This window comes from Actinocrinis puniceicyclus (genome assembly GCF_018283645.1).
Lineage (GTDB): Bacteria > Actinomycetota > Actinomycetes > Streptomycetales > Catenulisporaceae > Actinocrinis > Actinocrinis puniceicyclus.
The window spans coordinates 55,563-72,033 of record NZ_JAGSXH010000004.1 but is presented as its reverse complement, the minus strand read 5'-3'; the positions used below and the strand labels follow the sequence as shown (position 1 = coordinate 72,033).

At 68.4% G+C, this 16,471-nt stretch carries 13 protein-coding genes; 6 read left to right on the top strand and 7 right to left on the bottom strand.

All coding sequences use genetic code 11. From position 1 onward, the window contains the following. Positions 1 to 137 precede the first annotated feature (137 nt). A complete protein-coding gene (gene glgP / locus KGA66_RS02210) occupies positions 138 to 2,765 on the top strand; it encodes an alpha-glucan family phosphorylase (RefSeq protein WP_211463899.1) in 2,628 nt (875 codons plus the stop codon). 97 nt (positions 2,766 to 2,862) lie between these two features. Here the strand turns inward: glgP and glgX are convergent, their stop codons facing one another. After that, on the bottom strand, positions 2,863 to 5,067 hold the full coding sequence (gene glgX, locus KGA66_RS02205; RefSeq protein WP_438822014.1) for a glycogen debranching protein GlgX: 2,205 nt from the start codon (positions 5,065 to 5,067) through the stop codon (positions 2,863 to 2,865). Positions 5,068 to 5,221: 154 nt separating this feature from the next. On the opposite strand from glgX, the gene KGA66_RS02200 reads away from it, so the two are divergent. From KGA66_RS02200 to KGA66_RS02185, 4 genes are all read left to right on the top strand, one after another. Continuing rightward, positions 5,222 to 6,010, top strand: a complete 789-nt coding sequence (locus KGA66_RS02200; RefSeq protein ID WP_211463979.1) for an enoyl-CoA hydratase/isomerase family protein — start codon at positions 5,222 to 5,224, stop codon at positions 6,008 to 6,010. A 141-nt stretch (positions 6,011 to 6,151) separates the two neighbouring features. Then, entirely contained in the window at positions 6,152 to 7,021 is an 870-nt protein-coding gene (locus tag KGA66_RS02195; protein WP_211463889.1) for a heavy metal-binding domain-containing protein, read from the top strand. Between the two features lie 68 nt (positions 7,022 to 7,089). Beyond that, positions 7,090 to 7,875 carry a heavy metal-binding domain-containing protein gene (locus tag KGA66_RS02190; protein WP_369015794.1) on the top strand — a complete coding sequence of 262 codons (786 nt, stop codon included), beginning with the start codon at positions 7,090 to 7,092 and terminating at the stop codon, positions 7,873 to 7,875. Between the two features lie 34 nt (positions 7,876 to 7,909). Then, positions 7,910 to 8,386: a hypothetical protein gene (locus KGA66_RS02185; protein ID WP_246506896.1), complete on the top strand. Its 477-nt coding sequence runs from the start codon at positions 7,910 to 7,912 to the stop codon at positions 8,384 to 8,386. 74 nt (positions 8,387 to 8,460) lie between these two features. Here KGA66_RS02185 and KGA66_RS02180 read toward each other — a convergent pair whose 3' ends face one another. From KGA66_RS02180 to KGA66_RS02170, 3 genes are all read right to left on the bottom strand, one after another. After that, on the bottom strand, positions 8,461 to 9,615 hold the full coding sequence (locus KGA66_RS02180) for a hypothetical protein (RefSeq protein WP_211463883.1): 1,155 nt from the start codon (positions 9,613 to 9,615) through the stop codon (positions 8,461 to 8,463). A 1-nt stretch (position 9,616) separates the two neighbouring features. Further along, positions 9,617 to 10,249, bottom strand: a complete 633-nt coding sequence (locus tag KGA66_RS02175; protein WP_211463882.1) for a DUF4365 domain-containing protein — start codon at positions 10,247 to 10,249, stop codon at positions 9,617 to 9,619. 251 nt (positions 10,250 to 10,500) lie between these two features. Further along, on the bottom strand, positions 10,501 to 10,959 hold the full coding sequence (locus KGA66_RS02170; RefSeq protein ID WP_211463881.1) for a MarR family winged helix-turn-helix transcriptional regulator: 459 nt from the start codon (positions 10,957 to 10,959) through the stop codon (positions 10,501 to 10,503). A gap of 134 nt (positions 10,960 to 11,093) precedes the next feature. On the opposite strand from KGA66_RS02170, the gene KGA66_RS02165 reads away from it, so the two are divergent. Then, positions 11,094 to 11,753, top strand: coding sequence for an MBL fold metallo-hydrolase (locus tag KGA66_RS02165; RefSeq protein ID WP_211463879.1), 660 nt, complete (start codon positions 11,094 to 11,096; stop codon positions 11,751 to 11,753). A gap of 120 nt (positions 11,754 to 11,873) precedes the next feature. Here KGA66_RS02165 and icmA read toward each other — a convergent pair whose 3' ends face one another. The 3 genes from icmA to ilvD form a co-directional block, all read right to left on the bottom strand. Beyond that, entirely contained in the window at positions 11,874 to 13,550 is a 1,677-nt protein-coding gene (icmA, locus tag KGA66_RS02160; protein ID WP_211463877.1) for a coenzyme B12-dependent isobutyryl-CoA mutase large subunit, read from the bottom strand. Between the two features lie 63 nt (positions 13,551 to 13,613). Next, a complete protein-coding gene (locus KGA66_RS02155; protein WP_211463875.1) occupies positions 13,614 to 14,159 on the bottom strand; it encodes a MarR family winged helix-turn-helix transcriptional regulator in 546 nt (181 codons plus the stop codon). A 54-nt stretch (positions 14,160 to 14,213) separates the two neighbouring features. After that, positions 14,214 to 16,079, bottom strand: coding sequence for a dihydroxy-acid dehydratase (gene ilvD, locus KGA66_RS02150; RefSeq protein WP_211463874.1), 1,866 nt, complete (start codon positions 16,077 to 16,079; stop codon positions 14,214 to 14,216). Positions 16,080 to 16,471 lie beyond the last annotated feature (392 nt).

Here is a 16,471-nt window from a genome sequence, read left to right as displayed (position 1 = left end):
GGCCGTGGAGGTCGTCCGGCGCACCGCTCGCGACCCGGTCGACCCGGGGGCGTTCGGGAGTGTACGCCAGCGCGCCGCCGCCGAACCTGAGCGACCGTGTCGCGAAACCCGGTGACCAGCCGCTACTGTCGCGAGGCATGAGGGCTATCCGACGCTTCACCGTCCGCACTGTGCTTCCCGAACCGCTCGCTGCGCTGGCCGAGTTGGCGGCGAACCTGCGCTGGTCCTGGCACGCGCCCACGCGGGAGCTGTTCGCCGCGGTGGACCCCGGGCAGTGGGAGGCCGTCGGCTGCGATCCGGTCCGCCTGCTCGGCGCGGTGCGGACCGAGCGGCTGGCCGCGCTGGCCGCCGACGGCCGGTTCACGGCGCGGATCGCCGACGCGGCCGCGAACCTGCACGCTTACCTGACCGAGCCGAAGTGGTACCAGAGCCTGACCGACGCCCCGCGCTCCATCGCCTACTTCTCCCCGGAGTACGGCATCACCGCGGTGCTGCCGCAGTACTCCGGCGGCCTGGGCATCCTGGCGGGCGACCACCTCAAGGCCGCATCCGACCTGGGCGTCCCGATCATCGGCGTGGGCCTGCTGTACAAGCACGGCTACTTCCGCCAGTCGCTCTCCCGGGACGCCTGGCAGCTGGAGACCTATCCGCTGATAGACCCGGACAACCTGCCGCTGACCAAGGTCCGCGAGCCGGACGGCACCGCGCTGCGCGTCACCATCGGCCTGCCCGGGCTGCGTGAACTCGTCGCGCAGGTGTGGCTCGCGCAGGTCGGCCGCGTGCCGCTGCTGCTGCTCGACACCGACATCGAGGAGAACGCGGACGGCGGCCGCGAGATCACCGACCGGCTCTACGGCGGCTCCAGCGAGCACCGGCTGCATCAGGAGATGCTGCTGGGCATCGGCGGTATTCGCGCGGTGCGCGCCTACTGCCGGATCACCGGCGTCCCGCAGCCCGAGGTCTACCACACCAACGAGGGGCACGCCGGCTTCCTCGGCGTCGAGCGAATCAGGGAACTGACCGAGGAGAGCGGTCTCGACTTCGCCGCCGCGCTGTCCGCGGTGCGCGCCGGCACCCTGTTCACCACGCACACCCCGGTCCCGGCCGGAATCGACCGTTTCTCGCACGACCTGGTCGCCGAGAACTTCGGCGGGGACAACCAGTCGCCCGCGGTGCAGATGGAGCACGTGCTCGGGCTCGGCGCGGAGGACTACCCCGGCGGCGACCCGGGCTGCTTCAACATGGCGGTGATGGGCCTGCGCCTGGCCCAGCGCGCCAACGGCGTCTCGGTGCTGCACGGCGCGGTCTCCCGGGAGATGTTCGGCGGCCTGTGGCCCGGCTTCGACTCCCCGGAGGTGCCGATCACCTCGGTGACCAACGGCGTGCACGCCGAGACCTGGGTGCACCCGGCCGTCTTCGAACTGGTCGAGCGGGAACTGGGGCCCGGCGCGCTGGGAGAGGACCCGTTCGCCGCGGTGGACCGGCTCTCGGACAAGGCGATCTGGGAGATCCGCTGCGTGCTGCGCGCCGCGCTGGTCGAGGAGGCGCGCCAGCGGGTCAAGGACTCCTGGATCGCCCGCGGCGCGTCCGAGGCCGAGCTGGGCTGGACCGCGGACGTGCTGGATCCGGACGTGCTCACCATCGGCTTCGCCCGTCGGGTCCCGTCGTACAAGCGACTGACGCTGATGCTGCGCGACCGCGAACGGCTCACCTCGCTGCTGCTGGACCCGCAGCGCCCGATCCAGTTGGTCATAGCCGGTAAGGCGCACCCGGCCGACGAGGGCGGCAAGCGGCTGATCCAGGAGCTGGTCCGGTTCGCCGACGAACACAAGGTGCGCCACCGGATCGTGTTCCTGCCCAACTACGACATGGCGATGGCGCAGACCCTGCTGCCGGGCTGCGACGTGTGGCTGAACAACCCGCTGCGGCCGCTGGAGGCCTGCGGCACCTCCGGGATGAAGGCGGCGCTCAACGGCGGACTGAACCTGTCCATCCGGGACGGCTGGTGGGACGAGTGGTTCGACGGCGAGAACGGCTGGGCCATCCCGACCGCGAACGGCGTGGACGATCCGGACCGGCGCGACGAACTGGAGGCGTCCGCTCTCTACGAGCTGATCGAGGCGTCGGTCAGCCGCCGCTTCTACGACCGCGACGCGGCCGGCCTGCCGACCCGATGGATCGAGATGGTGCGGCACACCCTCAGCACGCTCGGCCCGAAGGTGCTGGCCAGCCGGATGGTGCGCGACTACGTGCGGCAGCTGTACATCCCGGCGGCCGCGTCGGCGCGCGCGGTGACCGCGGACGGCTATAGCGGCGCGATCGAGCTGTCGCAGTGGGCGCAGCGGATCAAGAGCAGCTGGCCGCAGCTGCAGATCGAGCACGTTGACGCGGTCGCGGACAGCGACGGAAACGGCGAGGGTGCGCCGCGGCTCGGCGGCACGCTGCACGTGCGGGCGCTGGTCCAGCTCGGCTCGATCACCGCGGACGACCTGGAGGTCCAGGCGGTCTACGGCCGGGTCGACGAGACGGACCAGTTGCGTGACACGCATGCGGTCGCGCTGGAGCGCAACGGCGTGGACGATCTCGGCCGCGCCCGGTACGAAGGGGTCGTCGAGCTCGACCGGTCCGGTCCGTTCGGCTACACCGTGCGCGCCGTGCCCAAGCATCCGCTGCTGTCCACCGCCGCGGAGTTGGGACTGGCTGTGCTGCCGACCGAGGTGACCGTCTCCACCTCGGGCGACGGCGAGAACAACTTCATGCGCTGATGCGCACCGGCTGAACCCCGCCGTTTTCGAGGTTGGGAAGCGTCGAGCGCGGCCGCGGCCCACGCCGCGGCCGCGCGCACGATCCGCTGCCGCGGCCTCAGGTGGCCGACCAGGACTCGGGATCGGCTCGCAACAGCAGCAGCGAGCGCGGCGCGAGGTCGACCTCCAGGCCGCCGCCGAAGGTGACGTTGTCCCGCGCGCCGGGGTCTCCCTCCAGCGTCGTGTCGATCACCGTGTGGTACCAGCGCGCCCACGGATCGCCGGGCAGCACGAAGGGCAGTTCCTCCGTGCCCGCGTGCACCAGCAGCAGGAAGCTGTCGTCGGTGATGCGCTCTCCGTGCGGCCCGCGGCCTCGGATGTCCTGGCCGGAGAGATAGACCCCGAGCCCGGATGCCGGGGCGAACCAGTCTCCGTCGGTCATCTCCTCGCCGTCCGGCCGGAACCAGGCGATGTCCTGGAGACCGCCCGGGTGCGCGGGCTGCCCGGAGAAGAACACCCGCTGACGCAGCACCGGATGCCTTTTGCGCAGGTGGATCAGGCGCCGGGTCAGATCGAGCAGGCTGGACCACTCGCCCTTGTCCAGCAGCGACCAGTCGACCCAGCCGACCTCGTTGTCCATGCAGTAGGCGTTGTTGTCGCCACCCTGCGTACGACCGAACTCGTCCCCGGCCGTGATCATCGGCACGCCGGTGGACAACACCAGCGTGGTCATCAGATTGCGGATCTGACGCCGGCGCAGCTGGTTGACCGCCTCGTCGTCGCTCTCGCCCTCGACCCCGTAGTTGGACGAGCGGTTGTCGTTGGTCCCGTCGCGGTTGTTCTCGCCGTGCGCCTCGTTGTGCTTGTGGTTGTACGTCACCAGGTCGCGCATCGTGAAACCGTCGTGCGCGGTGACGAAGTTGATCGACGCGTAAGGGCGGCGACCGTCGTCCTGGTAGAGGTCTGAGGAACCGGACAACCGGTAGGCCAGGTCCCGCACGTCGGTGCGCGCCCCGCGCCAGAAGTCGCGGACCGTGTCGCGGAACTTGTCGTTCCATTCGGTCCACAGCGGCGGGAACTCGCCGACCTGGTAACCGCCCTCGCCGACGTCCCACGGCTCGGCGATCAGCTTGACCTGCTGGAGCACCGGGTCCTGCGCGATGACGGTCAGGAACGCGGAGAGCTTGTCGACGTCGTGGAACGAGCGGGCGAGGGCGGAAGCCAGATCGAAGCGGAAGCCGTCCACGCCCATCTCGGTGACCCAGTAGCGCAGCGAGTCGGTGATCAGCTGGAGGACGTGCGGCTGCACCACGTTGAGCGTGTTACCGCAGCCGGTGTAGTCGGCGTAACGGCTCGGGTTCTTCTCGTCGAGCCGGTAGTAGCTCTCGTTGTCGATCCCGCGGAAACACAGTGTCGGTCCGTCACCGCCGCCTTCCGCGGTGTGGTTGTACACCACGTCGAGGATGACCTCGATGCCGGCCGCGTGCAGGGCCGCCACCATCTCCTTGAATTCGCGCACCTGCGCGCCGCGCTCGCCGCGCCGGGCCGCCGCGGAGTACGGCGCGTGCGGGGCGAAGTAGGCGATCGAGTTGTAGCCCCAGTAGTTGGACAGCCCTCGTTCGAGCAGGTGCGGCTCGGAGACGAAGTGGTGGATCGGCAGCAGTTCCACCGCGGTGACGCCTAGGTGCACCAAGTGGTCGATGACTGCCGGATGTGCCAAGCCGGCGTACGTGCCGCGAAGCTCCTCGGGTACGGCCGGGTGCCGCATGGTGAAGCCGCGTAGATGCAGCTCGTAGATGATCGTCTCGGCCCACGGCGTGTGCGGCCGCAGACCTGTGTCGACGTCGACCTGGCCGATCACGATGCCGTGCGGGACGTGCGGGGCCGAATCGCGGTCGTCGCGCGCGTGCGAGTTCGCGGTCGAGCCGTGCTTCGCGTGCGCGTACACGGCGTCGTCGAGGACGAAATCGCCTTCCAGCGCCCGCGCGTACGGGTCGAGCAGCAGCTTGTCGGCGTTCCAGCGGCGTCCGCGGGCCGGATCCCAGGGGCCGTGCACGCGGAATCCGTAGCGTTGACCCGGCTGGATGCCGGGCAGGTGGCTGTGCCAGATGTGAAACGTGGACTCGGCCAGCGGGACTCTGTGCTCGTCTCCGGAGTCGTCGAACAGGCACAGTTCCACGGCCTCGGCTCCGGCCGCCCAGAGCGCGAAGTTGACGCCCTGTCCGTCGTGGTGCGCGCCCAGTGGGTGCCAGCTTCCGGGCCAGGGCCGGTCCCATTGTTCCGCGCGATACGGATCGCCAGCTTGGTCACTCATGGTGTCCATTGTGCCTTTTGGCGGGTCGCGCCGGGCCTTGCCGGCGCGGTGATTTCCGCGACCGCGCGCTCGTGGTTGGATGAGCGGCGCAGGCTGACGGCGATCCGAGGGAGTGTCATCGTTGACTGAGCCGAACGAGGGCGCTGTGTCCGGCGTCCGGACCGTGTGGAGCGCCGAGTACGTGCGGATCGAGGTCGCCGAGCAGAACCCCAGGGTCGCCACGATCCGCATCGACCGGCCGAAGCTCAACCCGCTGGACTCCCGTGTACAGGCCGAGCTCAAGCAGGCGGCGCAGCACGTGACGGGCGACGACGGCCTGCGCGCGGTGGTGCTCTACGGCGGCCCGGTCGCGTTCGCGGCCGGGGCGGACATCAAGGAGATGGCGCAGCTCTCCTACACCGACATGGTGCGGCGGTCGGGGGCGTTGCAGGACTCCTTCACCGCGATCGCCCGCATCCCGAAGCCGGTCATCGCCGCGGTCACCGGTTTCGCGCTGGGCGGCGGCTGCGAACTGGCGCTGTGCGCCGACCTGCGGGTCGCCGCCGTCGACGCGAAGTTCGGGCAGCCGGAGATCAAGCTGGGACTCATTCCGGGCGCGGGCGGCACACAGCGGCTCGCCCGGCTGGTCGGCCCGGCCCGGGCCAAGGATCTCGTCTTCACCGGCCGGATGGTCGGCGGCGAGGAGGCGCTGCGCATCGGTCTGGTGGACCGGGTGCTGGCCCCGCAGCAGGTGTATCCGAACGCGCTGGCCTGGGCCGCCGAGCTGGCGGCCGGACCGGCTTTCGCGCTGCGCGCGGCGAAGGAGGCGATCGACCGCGGTCTGGAGACGGACCTGGCCACGGGCCTGGAGATCGAGCGGGCGCAGTTCGCCGGGCTGTTCGCCACCCCGGACCGGGCCACCGGCATGCGGTCCTTCATCGAGCACGGCCCGGGCAAGGCGCTGTTCGACTGACGTCGGATTCAGGCTCGCAGCGCGCTTCGCGACCGACCGGCCGAGCTGTTTGTTCGATCTTCCGGGCAGGTTCGCGTCCGCGCGGGCCCGCGATGCCATACGCTGCCGTTGAGCGCACTTCCGTCTCCGACCGGGGGTCCGATGACAGAGCAGAGGGACGCCGTCCTGCCCGGGTTGGCCCGAGCGCGCATGGCGGAGATCAACGCCAGCCACACCTGGGGTTCCGCGTTGAGCACGCAGGAGTTCGCCGCCATCACGGGCGCCGGGTTCGACCCGGTCGGGCAGGTGCTGGGCACCGCGGTGTTCCACATCGGCTTCGCCGGGCGCTGGGGCTGCTCGGGCGCCTGGTCGTACTACGGCGGCACCGAGGTCTCCTCATCCGCCTACGCCCCGTTCTCCCAGTTGGTGCGCACCATGTACGGCGCGCGCCGGCTGGCACTCGCGCGCGCGATGGCCGAGTGCGAGGCGCTCGGCGGGGACGGCATCGTCGGTGTGAAACTGCGGGTGGGCCACTTCTCGGCCGGAGGCATGGAGTTCACCGCGCTCGGCACGGCGGTGCGCGCCCGCTCGAAGGCGCGGCCGGCGAAGCCGTTCACCTCACATGTCACCGGACAGGAGTTCGCCAAGCTGCTGCACGGCGGCTGGGTGCCGACCGGCCTGGTGCTGGGCATCTCGATCGCTACGCGGCACGATGACTGGCGCACGTACGGGCAACTGCGCTGGACTGCGGGCAACCAGGAGGTCGACGGTTACACGCAGCTGATCAACCACGCCAGGCACGACGCCCGTCACCAACTCCAGCTCGACGCGAAGGCGCACGGCGGCGACGGGATCGTGGTCGACGAGATGGAGTTGCGTGTACGCGAGCGGGAGTGTCCGTCCTACGAGAACCAGCGCGACCACATCGCGGAGGCCGTGTTCGTCGGCACCTCGATCGCGCGTTTCGACCGCGCGCCCGGCGGCTCCGGGCCCAAGCCACTGACCATCATGACCCTGAATCGGGAGCGCTGAGGATGACCGAGCAGTCCATCCAGCAGGAGACCGGGGACCTGGTCGCGCAGGGAGTGCCCGAGGACGCCATGCGCCGGCTGGCCCAGCTGCGGCCGGGTAAGGGCTCGATCTTCACCTCGGACCTGACGGTGAACGAGTTCCTGCTGGTGCGCGAGGTCGGGTTCCGCCCGCTGGGGCTGGTGCTCGGCTCGTCGATCTACCACGTCGGCCTGCAACTGGGCCGCTGGTCGAAGAACCAGGAGATGACCACGCTGTCGCAGGCCATGTACCACGCCCGCGAGCTGGCGATGAGCCGGATGGAGGCCGAGGCGAGCGCGCTGGGCGCGGACGGCATCGTCGGCGTGCGGCTGGAGGTCGAGTTCAAGGAGTTCGGCAACGACATCGCCGAGTTCATCGCGGTGGGCACGGCGGTGAAGGCGGACGGAGCGGACCCGGGCGCGCACGGCAGCTGGCGCAACAACAAGAACAAGCCGTTCACCTCGGACCTGTCCGGCCAGGACTTCTGGACTCTGGTCCGCGCCGGTTATGCTCCCCTTGACATGGTCATGGGCTCGTGTGTCTACCACATCGCGCATCAGCGTTTCGGCCAGGTGATCGGCAACGCGGGCCGCAACGTGGAGATCGAGCAGTTCACGCAGGCGTTGTACGACGCGCGCGAGCTGGCGATGAGCCGGATGCAGGCGGAGGCCGAGGCGCTGGACGCCGAGGGCATCGTCGCGGTGCAGCTACGCCAGCACTCGCATACCTGGGGCTCGCACACCACCGAGTTCTTCGCGATCGGCACGGCGGTGCGCCCGCTGCGTCCGGATCACGTCATCGACCGCCCGACGATGGTGCTCAGTCTCGACGCCTGATCCGCGCAACGACGTCAAGAAGCAGGATTGCGACATGGCTGAATCGCAGGAATCGAGCGATCTGGTGCCCGGCGGCGAGGGCCGCGAGGGCCGCGAGGTGCAGCGCGCTGAACCGGAGCGCGGCATGGACGTCGAGTTGCTGGCGGCCGCGCTGCGCCGCGACACGGCGGACCTGGAAATGTACGCGAAGGTGCTGTCGGTCACACTGGCCGACTCACTGCCGCGGGGGGCGGTCCAGGTCGAGCGCAAGCGCACGATGGCTGATCGTGTGGCCGGCCGTGAGGGCGCGGTGAGCAGCCTGGACGTGGCGCTCGGCGAGCAGCGCCTGGGCCTGCGGCTCGACCGGGGACGCATCAGCGGTGAGGTGTGCAAAGAGGTGCGCGGCATCGTGCTCTCGCGTCAGCAGGTGGGTCTGGACGAGTGGATCGCGGCCCTCGCCCGGGCTCTGGCCGCGACGGCCGAGTCGAGCGCGCGCGCCCGCGAAGCGCTGGAGCGTTTCCTGGAGATCTGAGTCGACCTTCATGTTCCGGTCGGAGAGCTTCACTGTTGGGCCGGATCGCTGCTGTGCAGAGATCTCCGCGCCGGCTAAGGCAGTTCTGGAATGACGTTGAAGTTGCTGGGATTCTGAAGTAAGTGGCGAGTGCCGCGTCTGATCAGGCTTCCAGTGACCGTAACCGTGACCCCAGATTCGTGAGCCCGGGTAGCACGCGAATAATCGTCCTCTGCCAACTCGACCCAGACGCGCCGAAGACGATCGTTCAATCCTCCTTCGACGATTCCTGCGATGCTGACCTCGCCGGCTCCGAATGCTCCGTCTCGGTGCAGGCGTACCACGGCACCGACGACTGTCACGTCTTCCTCGGGCGCCTGCGCTCGAAGCTCCTGCGCAGCTTCCTTCAGAACTGTGCGCTGATCGCGGGAGACGTAAATCGGCGGAGATGGTTCGACGGGACGGGAAAGCGCCCAGGAAAAATCGATCGCCACATCCCTGGCTGTTTCTGAGGAGAGACCGGCGAGCGCCTCGCAGAGGTTGGCATTAACACCACTGGCGGCGCGCCGGGTAAATGCGTCCATATCTTCTCGCCGTTGAATCACCTCACTCGCCGCATTCAACGCCTCTCTCGTTGCCTTTCTTAAACTCAACGAGACGCGTCGCTCAAATGGTTGTGTGGCAAGATTATGCCGGGGATCCTCCATCTCTATCGCAGTCTGCCCGATGAGAGGTGGGATGGGGATATAGACGGTTAGTACGTAGCTGCCTTCCAACGTCGGACCTAGCCGCACAGTGCGCATGAAATCTAACGCCGGTACCGGTTTGCGAGACGGTTGCACCAGACGGGGAAGATCACTGCTTGCGAACACGGCACCAGAAAGGACCCACTGGCGTAAACATTCAAAGGATCTCACGCCATCGTTAATCGGCGTGGTGCCGGGATCCGAGTCGGCATCGGTATGTACGTACTGCACGTCCGCGTCCGATGACGAGACCTCTAAAGTGATTTGAGCCTGACTGCGATCCTCGGCTGTTGAAAGCGTCTTGAGGACATCCTCGATATACTTTGCGTAGCCGCGCATCCTCACTGATTTCGGAACGAAGACCTGAAACTCCTCGTCAAGCGAGGTCCAGAGAGTTCCTCCGGGATCGTCATCCGGAACCCAGCCGCGCGAGGAGAGGTAGAGTGAAATACGCTGCGGATCTGGCGCGTGGGAGAAATGAAGGGCGTTCATCCCGACAAACATCTCAGTTACCTCCTTCGCCAATCGTTCCCTTAACCAGGTCTTGGAGACTGCCGACAGTCAGAAGATTCGCTTTAGGGATATGAATACTCTTCGTGGCTTGTTGAGCGGGGTCTATGGGTTGCTCGTCCATCAGATCCACCCAGTAGACGGCGTGACGAAAGTGAGTCGAGGCGGAGGATGAGTCCACGTAGTCCGTCTTTGCCGCTGGTGCGTGGACCAAGAACAGATAACGTCTCACAGGGAAGTCGGTTCCCACGGTCCCGATCAGATCATTGAAATTCTTAATTGGGATCGAGTACGAGAAGCAGTCGTTCACGTAGGTCGGGTTACTGCAAGATTTGACTTGGGCCTCGATCTGCGGATATCGCCGGGTCTCAGCCTTACCCGGGAAGCTGATCTGGACGTCTACCCCGTCAACGTCGAGGACGCGCTTCCCCGGATTTAGCCCAGCCGCACATGCCAGCGCCCAAACAAGCCCTTCTGCGAAGTGGCCCTGCCAAACCTCGCCATTCAGCGCCACGCAGCCGCTCCCCACCACCGCACTCGGTTCAAGCACACCAACTGTCTCAGTGTGGATGCTAGGCGCTGAATCGTGACCAAGCGAGGATGCTGAGAGCGTGTCGAGTGCTGACATAGTCCCCTCCGTCCGCGCGGCTCACGGATCCCGCTTGGCTGCCTCAGCATTCGGCCGTTCTCACGTCATTGTGTACGCCGCACTGGCAGTGGTCGATGGGGCGATGAGACGAGGGCGTGCAGATGACAGCTTCTTCGGTCTACTGCTTGTGTCTCACCGTCTGATCCGCCGCAGCGATCGAAACCGGAAGCGCGACGCGGTGCGACACCGCGAGATCCTCGCCGCTGCCGTCGCAAGCGAGCCACCGCCCTCTATGACGGGCGCCGTTGGTCCCGGACGGCGTCGTCAGGCAGCTCGGCCATGCGGCTGAGCAGCGGCACAGCCGCCGCCACGACGCGTTGTTCCTCGGCGGTCAGCTCGCTCGCGATGGCCTGATGCAGCCAACCGGCGCGACGCACCCGCCCATCGCGCACTGCTTCTCGTCCGCTCTCGGTCAGCACCACCAGCGTCTTGCGGCGGTCGCTCGGATGCGGCTCGAACCGCACTAGACCCTCCTCGGCGAGTTGTCCGACGGTGCGAGCCATCGACTGCGGGCGCACGCGTTGGGCGTGCGCGAGATCGCTCGTCGTCATCGGTCCGTCGCGGTCCAGGAAGCCGAGGGTGGCGCGATGCGCGAACGGCTCGTCCTCCATCACCCGCACCCTGCGGACGAGCTGTCCGATCACCAGGCGCAACTGCGCGGCGAGAGCCGAGGAGTCGCTTTCCTCCATGCTCACCCACCACCTCTCCCAAGATCCGCCGTCGCGCGTCATCCACAGGATACCGCGGAATCTCCAGCGAAGCTGTACAGTCTCGCTGTATAGTTTTTCGTGGCAGGTGCACGCTGAGCGAAAGGTGATTGGTCATGCGGGTCACATGGTTGGGTCACGCGGGGCTCCGCATAGAGCGGGACGAATACACGCTGGTGGTCGATCCGGGCGCGTTCTGCGACCAACAGGCGCTCGGTTCAGCGCTCGACGATGCCGACGGCCTGCTCATAACGCACGAGCACTTCGACCACTTCGCCGCCGACCCGGTCAGGGCCGCGCTGGCGCGAAAGAACCGGATCGAGGTGTGGACGAACAGTTCGGTGGCTGCCCTGCTCGACGGGACGCCCGCGACGGTGCACACCGTCGCGGACGGATCCGCGTTCGCGGCGGGCGGCATCGAGGTGCGGGCATTCGGCGAGTGGCATGCGCGAATCCATCGCGACATCCCCCTCGTGCGCAACACCGGCTTCCTGATAGACGGCAAGGTCTTCCACCCCGGGGACGCGCTGACCGACCCGCAAGTGCCGGTCGAGTTGCTGCTCGTCCCATCGCACGGACCGTGGACCCGTACCGGGGACCTGATCGACTTCGTCAGGGAGTTGAAGCCGAGACGGATGTCGCCGATCCACGACGCGATGCTCAGCCCCATCGGCAAGAACGGACTGGAGGCGTTCCTCAGCGAGCAGCCAGGCTATGGCCCGGGCACGGGCGTGCCCTATAGCCGGCTCACACTCGGTGAACCCTTCGAGATCTGACATTCGCGGTCTGTATTCGGGAGCGGCGTTCGGGATCCGGCACGGCGTGCCTGGAGGGTGTCCGGTCCGGTTTCGGGGGGAAACCGGACCGGACACCGATCGCCCTCTCGGCTTCGGCGGTCAGAACCGGGCCGGCTCCGTGTATGTGCCGTAAACGTCCTTGAGCACACCGCAGATCTCGCCCAGGGTCGCCTCATTCCGCGCCGCGTCGAGCATCGGCGGGATCAGGTTGACTCCGTCTCGCGCCGCGCCGTCCCGGAGCGCGGCCAGAGCGGAATGCACCGCGCCCTCGTCGCGCTCGGCGCGTCGCTCGGCCAACACCCTGTTCTGCTCCAGCTCGACCTCGTGCGAGACCCGCAGGATCTCCAGCGGCGCCTCGATGGTCTCGGTGTGCGCGTTGACCCCGACGATCCGCTTGTCGCCCTTCTCCACAGCCTGCTGATACCGGAAGGACGCCTCGGCGATCTGCCCGGTGAAGTACCCCTCGTCGATGCCGCGCAGCAGACCGGAGGTCATCGAGCCGTCCTGGCCGAGATCCTTGATCTGCTGGAAGATATCCTCCGCCTCGGCCTCGATCCGGTCGGTGAGCGCCTCGATGTACCAGGAGCCGCCGAGCGGGTCGGCCACGTTCGCCGCCCCGGTCTCCTCCAGGATGACCTGCTGCGTGCGCACCGCGATCTCGGCCGCCTTCGCGGAAGGCAGCGCGAGCACCTCGTCGAGCGCGTTGGTGTGCAGAGAGTTGGTGCCGCCGAGCACCGCCGCGAGTGCCTCGATCGCGGTGCGCACGATGTTGTTCTCCGGCTGCTGCGCGGTGAGCGACACCCCCGCGGTCTGCGTGTGAAAGCGCAGCCACTGCGCCTTGGTGCTCTTCGCGCCGTACACGTCCCGCAGCCACCTGGCCCAGATCCGCCGGGCCGCCCGGAACTTCGCGATCTCCTCGAAGAAATCGATGTGCGCGTCGAAGAAGAAGGACAGCCCCGGCGCGAACAGGTCGATGTCCAGGCCGCGCGAGAGCCCGAGCTCCACGTAACCGAAACCGTCGGCCAGCGTGTACGCCAACTCCTGCGCCGCCGTGGACCCGGCCTCGCGGATGTGGTAGCCGGAGACCGACAGCGGCTTGTACGCGGGGATGCCCTGCGCGCAGTACTCCATCAGGTCGCCGATCAGGCGCAGATGCGGCTGCGGGGGGAACAGCCACTCCTTCTGCGCGATGTACTCCTTGAAGATGTCGGTCTGCAACGTGCCGTTGAGCTTTCCCACATCGACGCCCTGGCGCTCCGCCGCGACGACGTACATACAGAAGACCGGCACGGCCGGGCCGCTGATCGTCATCGAGGTGGTGACCTCACCCAGCGGGATGCCGCGGAAGAGCACGTCCATGTCCGCGGCGGAGTCGATCGCGACACCGCAGTGCCCGACTTCGCCGAGCGAGCGCGGGTCGTCGGAGTCGCGCCCCATCAGCGTCGGCATGTCGAAGGCGACGGACAACCCGCCGCCGCCGGCCGCGAGGATCGCCCGGAACCGCTCGTTGGTCTGCTCCGCGCTGCCGAAACCCGCGAACTGCCGGATGGTCCACGGCCGGCCGCGATATCCGGTCGGGTACAGCCCGCGCGTGTACGGGTACTGACCGGGCCAGCCGATCCGCTCGAAGCCGGGTACCGGCGAGCCCGGCGGCGGGCCGTACACCGGCTCGGTCTCCTCGCCGGAGATCGTGGTCGTATCACGGTCGGTCTTCGGCGCCCGGTCGTAGGCCGCACGCCAACGCTCGCGGCCCGCGGCGATGCTCGCATCATCCATGCGACCAAAGTACTAGGACGTCCTAATATCTGTCGACGCGGCGGGCGCACCCGGCCGCCGTCCTCACCCCTCCGGCACCGCCGCGTCGTCCGGCTCGGCGAAGTCGCCGGCCGCGAGCCGCAGCTCGCGCAGGGTGTCGAACAGCGCGAGGTGCCGGTCCGCATCCAGCGAGCTCAAGCCGAACTGGGCGGCCATCAGGTCGGCCGTCGCCTTCTCCACCACGACCCGGCCCTGCGCGGTGATCTCGGCCAGCACGCCGCGACCGTCCTGCGGGTTGGGCCTTCGCGCCACCAGCCCCGACTTCGCCAGCCGGTCCACGATGTTGGTCACCGAGGTCGGGTGGACCTGAAGCCGCTCGCCCATCTTGGACAGCGGCAGCGAGCCGCGACGGCTGAAGGTGAGCAGCACCAGGGCCTCGTACCTGGCGAACGTCAGGTCGTACGGCTTCACTATCGCGTCCACCTCCGCCAGTACCAGTTGGTGCGCGCGCATCAGCGAGGTCACCGCGAGCATCGAGGTGGACGTGCCCCAGCGCCGCTGCCACAGCTCGAAGGCCCGCAGGACCGGATCGAAGGGCAGGCGCTCGCCGCGACTGGGCTGGTTCGCCATCGACCGTCTTCCTCTTTCTCCTCGGCTGCGGGAACGTGGCCGCGCCCCCGCGCCTCAGCCTTCCAGTTTGGAGCGGTCGCGCACCGCCCCGGTCGCCGCCGAGGTGGCCAGCAACGCGTACGCCTTGAGCGCCAGCGAGACCGGACGCTCGCGCCCGGCCGGCCGGTAGCCGCCCTCCGCCTCCAGGGCGGCGCGGCGCGCGGCCAGTTCCTCGTCCGGCACGTCGAGGGTGATCGAGCGATCGCGGATGTCGATCGCGATCTCGTCGCCCTCGCGGACCAGCGCGATCGTGCCGCCCGAGGCCGCCTCGGGGGAGACGTGGCCGATCGACAGGCCCGAGGTGCCGCCGGAGAAGCGTCCGTCCGTGATCAGCGCGCACTTGGCGCCCAGTCCCTTGCCCTTGAGGAACGCGGTCGGATACAGCATCTCCTGCATGCCGGGTCCGCCCTTCGGCCCCTCGTAGCGGATCACCACGACGTCGCCTTCGACGATCCGGTTGCCCATGATCGCCTCGACCGCCTGCTCCTGGGACTCGAACACCCGGGCCGGTCCGCGGAAGGACCAGATCGACTCGGCGACGCCGGCGGTCTTGACCACCGCGCCGTCCGCGGCGATGTTCCCCCACAGCACGGCCAGGCCGCCGTCCTTGGTGTAAGCGTGCGCCACGGACCGGATGCAGCCGTTCTGCGCGTCGGTGTCCAGCGAGGCCCACCGGTTCTGCGTCGAGAACGGCTCCGTGGTGCGTACGCCGCCCGGGGCGGCGTGGAAGAGTTCCAGAGCCTCGTCGGCGGGTTTGCCGCCGCGCACGTCCCAGCGCTCCAGCCAGGCGGTCAGCGTGGGGGAGTGCACCGAGTGCACCGACTCGTCGAGCAGACCGCCGCGGCGCAACTCGCCGAGGATGGCGGGAATGCCGCCGGCCCGGTGCACGTCCTCCATGTAGTACGTCTTGCTCAGCGACGCCTTGTTCGGCGCGACCTTCGCGATGCACGGCACGCGGCGGCTGGTCGCGTCGATCTCCTTCAGGCCGAAGCCGACCCCCGCCTCCTGCGCGGCGGCGAGCAGGTGTAGCACGGTGTTGGTCGAGCCGCCCATCGCCACGTCGAGCGCCATCGCGTTGCCGAACGCGGCCGGGGTGGCGATCGAGCGGGGCAGGGCGGATTCGTCGTCCTGCTCGTAGTAGCGCTTGGCCAGTTCGATGACGAGCGATCCGGCCCGTTCGAACAGGGCGCGCCGCGTGGCGTGCGTGGCCAGGGTCGAGCCGTTGCCGGGCAGCCCCAGGCCAAGCGCTTCGACCAGGCAGTTCATCGAGTTCGCGGTGAACATCCCGGAGCAGGAGCCACAGGTCGGGCACGCGGAGCGCTCGATCGTGTCCAGGGTGTCGTCGGAGACGCTCTCGTCCGCGGCCGCGGACATCGCGTCGATCAGGTCCAGCTTGTCGTACGCCACGCCGTCGCGGATGTGCGCCTGCCCGGCCTCCATCGGGCCGCCGGAGACGAACACGGTCGGGATGTTCAGCCGCAGCGCGGCCATCAGCATCCCCGGGGTGATCTTGTCGCAGTTGGAGATGCAGACCAGTGCGTCCGCGCAGTGCGCGTTCACCATGTACTCGACCGCGTCGGCGATCAACTCGCGGGACGGCAGCGAGTAGAGCATGCCGCCGTGGCCCATCGCGATGCCGTCGTCGACCGCGATCGTGTTGAACTCCTTGGCGACGCCGCCCGAGCCGACGACAGACTCGGCCACGATCTCGCCGACGTTGCGCAGGTGTACGTGGCCGGGCACGAACTGGGTGAAGGAGTTGGCGATCGCGACGATCGGCTTGCCGAAGTCCGACTCGGCCATGCCGGTGGCCCGCCACAGCGCCCGCGCGCCGGCCATGTTCCGTCCGTGCGTGGAGGTGCGTGACCGCAGTGCCGGCATGGTCGGCTCCTTGCTCTGTCGCTCGTCGTCCGTCTCGTGCGTTACTCGCACGGGATTGTCCCACCTGGTCCGTGGCGCGGACCAGCTATCCCAACTATTGGGACGTCGGCGCTGCTTCGCCCGGGTGTTGCCGCGCCTTCACGCGGTGCTTGCGGTGCTCGCGGTGCTTGCGGTGCTTGCGGTGCTCACGGTGCTTGCGGTGCTTGCGGTGCTTGCGGTGCTTGCGGTGCTCGGCTCAGCCATGGACGCCGATCGATCACGTGGTCGGTGCGCCCGGCCTCGGACGGCCCGGAGACGGTGGATTTCTCCGGGCGCGGAGGGCATCGTGGATCGTGTTTCGCGAGCACATCGCAGGAGCGGTCCACGTGTGTACAGCGATCTTTCCGACGTTG

What these genes read in the sequence shown, in the direction of transcription:
- KGA66_RS02180 (WP_211463883.1), bottom strand. Translation starts at nt 9,615, where the DNA reads ATGTTTGTCGGGATGAACGCCCTTCATTTCTCCCACGCGCCAGATCCG.
- KGA66_RS02185 (WP_246506896.1), top strand. Translation starts at nt 7,910, where the DNA reads ATGGCTGAATCGCAGGAATCGAGCGATCTGGTGCCCGGCGGCGAGGGC.
- KGA66_RS02165 (WP_211463879.1), top strand. Translation starts at nt 11,094, where the DNA reads ATGCGGGTCACATGGTTGGGTCACGCGGGGCTCCGCATAGAGCGGGAC.
- KGA66_RS02170 (WP_211463881.1), bottom strand. Translation starts at nt 10,959, where the DNA reads ATGGAGGAAAGCGACTCCTCGGCTCTCGCCGCGCAGTTGCGCCTGGTG.
- icmA (WP_211463877.1), bottom strand. Translation starts at nt 13,550, where the DNA reads ATGGATGATGCGAGCATCGCCGCGGGCCGCGAGCGTTGGCGTGCGGCC.
- glgP (WP_211463899.1), top strand. Translation starts at nt 138, where the DNA reads ATGAGGGCTATCCGACGCTTCACCGTCCGCACTGTGCTTCCCGAACCG.
- KGA66_RS02155 (WP_211463875.1), bottom strand. Translation starts at nt 14,159, where the DNA reads ATGGCGAACCAGCCCAGTCGCGGCGAGCGCCTGCCCTTCGATCCGGTC.
- KGA66_RS02175 (WP_211463882.1), bottom strand. Translation starts at nt 10,249, where the DNA reads ATGTCAGCACTCGACACGCTCTCAGCATCCTCGCTTGGTCACGATTCA.
- KGA66_RS02195 (WP_211463889.1), top strand. Translation starts at nt 6,152, where the DNA reads ATGACAGAGCAGAGGGACGCCGTCCTGCCCGGGTTGGCCCGAGCGCGC.
- ilvD (WP_211463874.1), bottom strand. Translation starts at nt 16,079, where the DNA reads ATGCCGGCACTGCGGTCACGCACCTCCACGCACGGACGGAACATGGCC.
- glgX (WP_438822014.1), bottom strand. Translation starts at nt 5,067, where the DNA reads ATGGACACCATGAGTGACCAAGCTGGCGATCCGTATCGCGCGGAACAA.
- KGA66_RS02190 (WP_369015794.1), top strand. Translation starts at nt 7,090, where the DNA reads ATGCGCCGGCTGGCCCAGCTGCGGCCGGGTAAGGGCTCGATCTTCACC.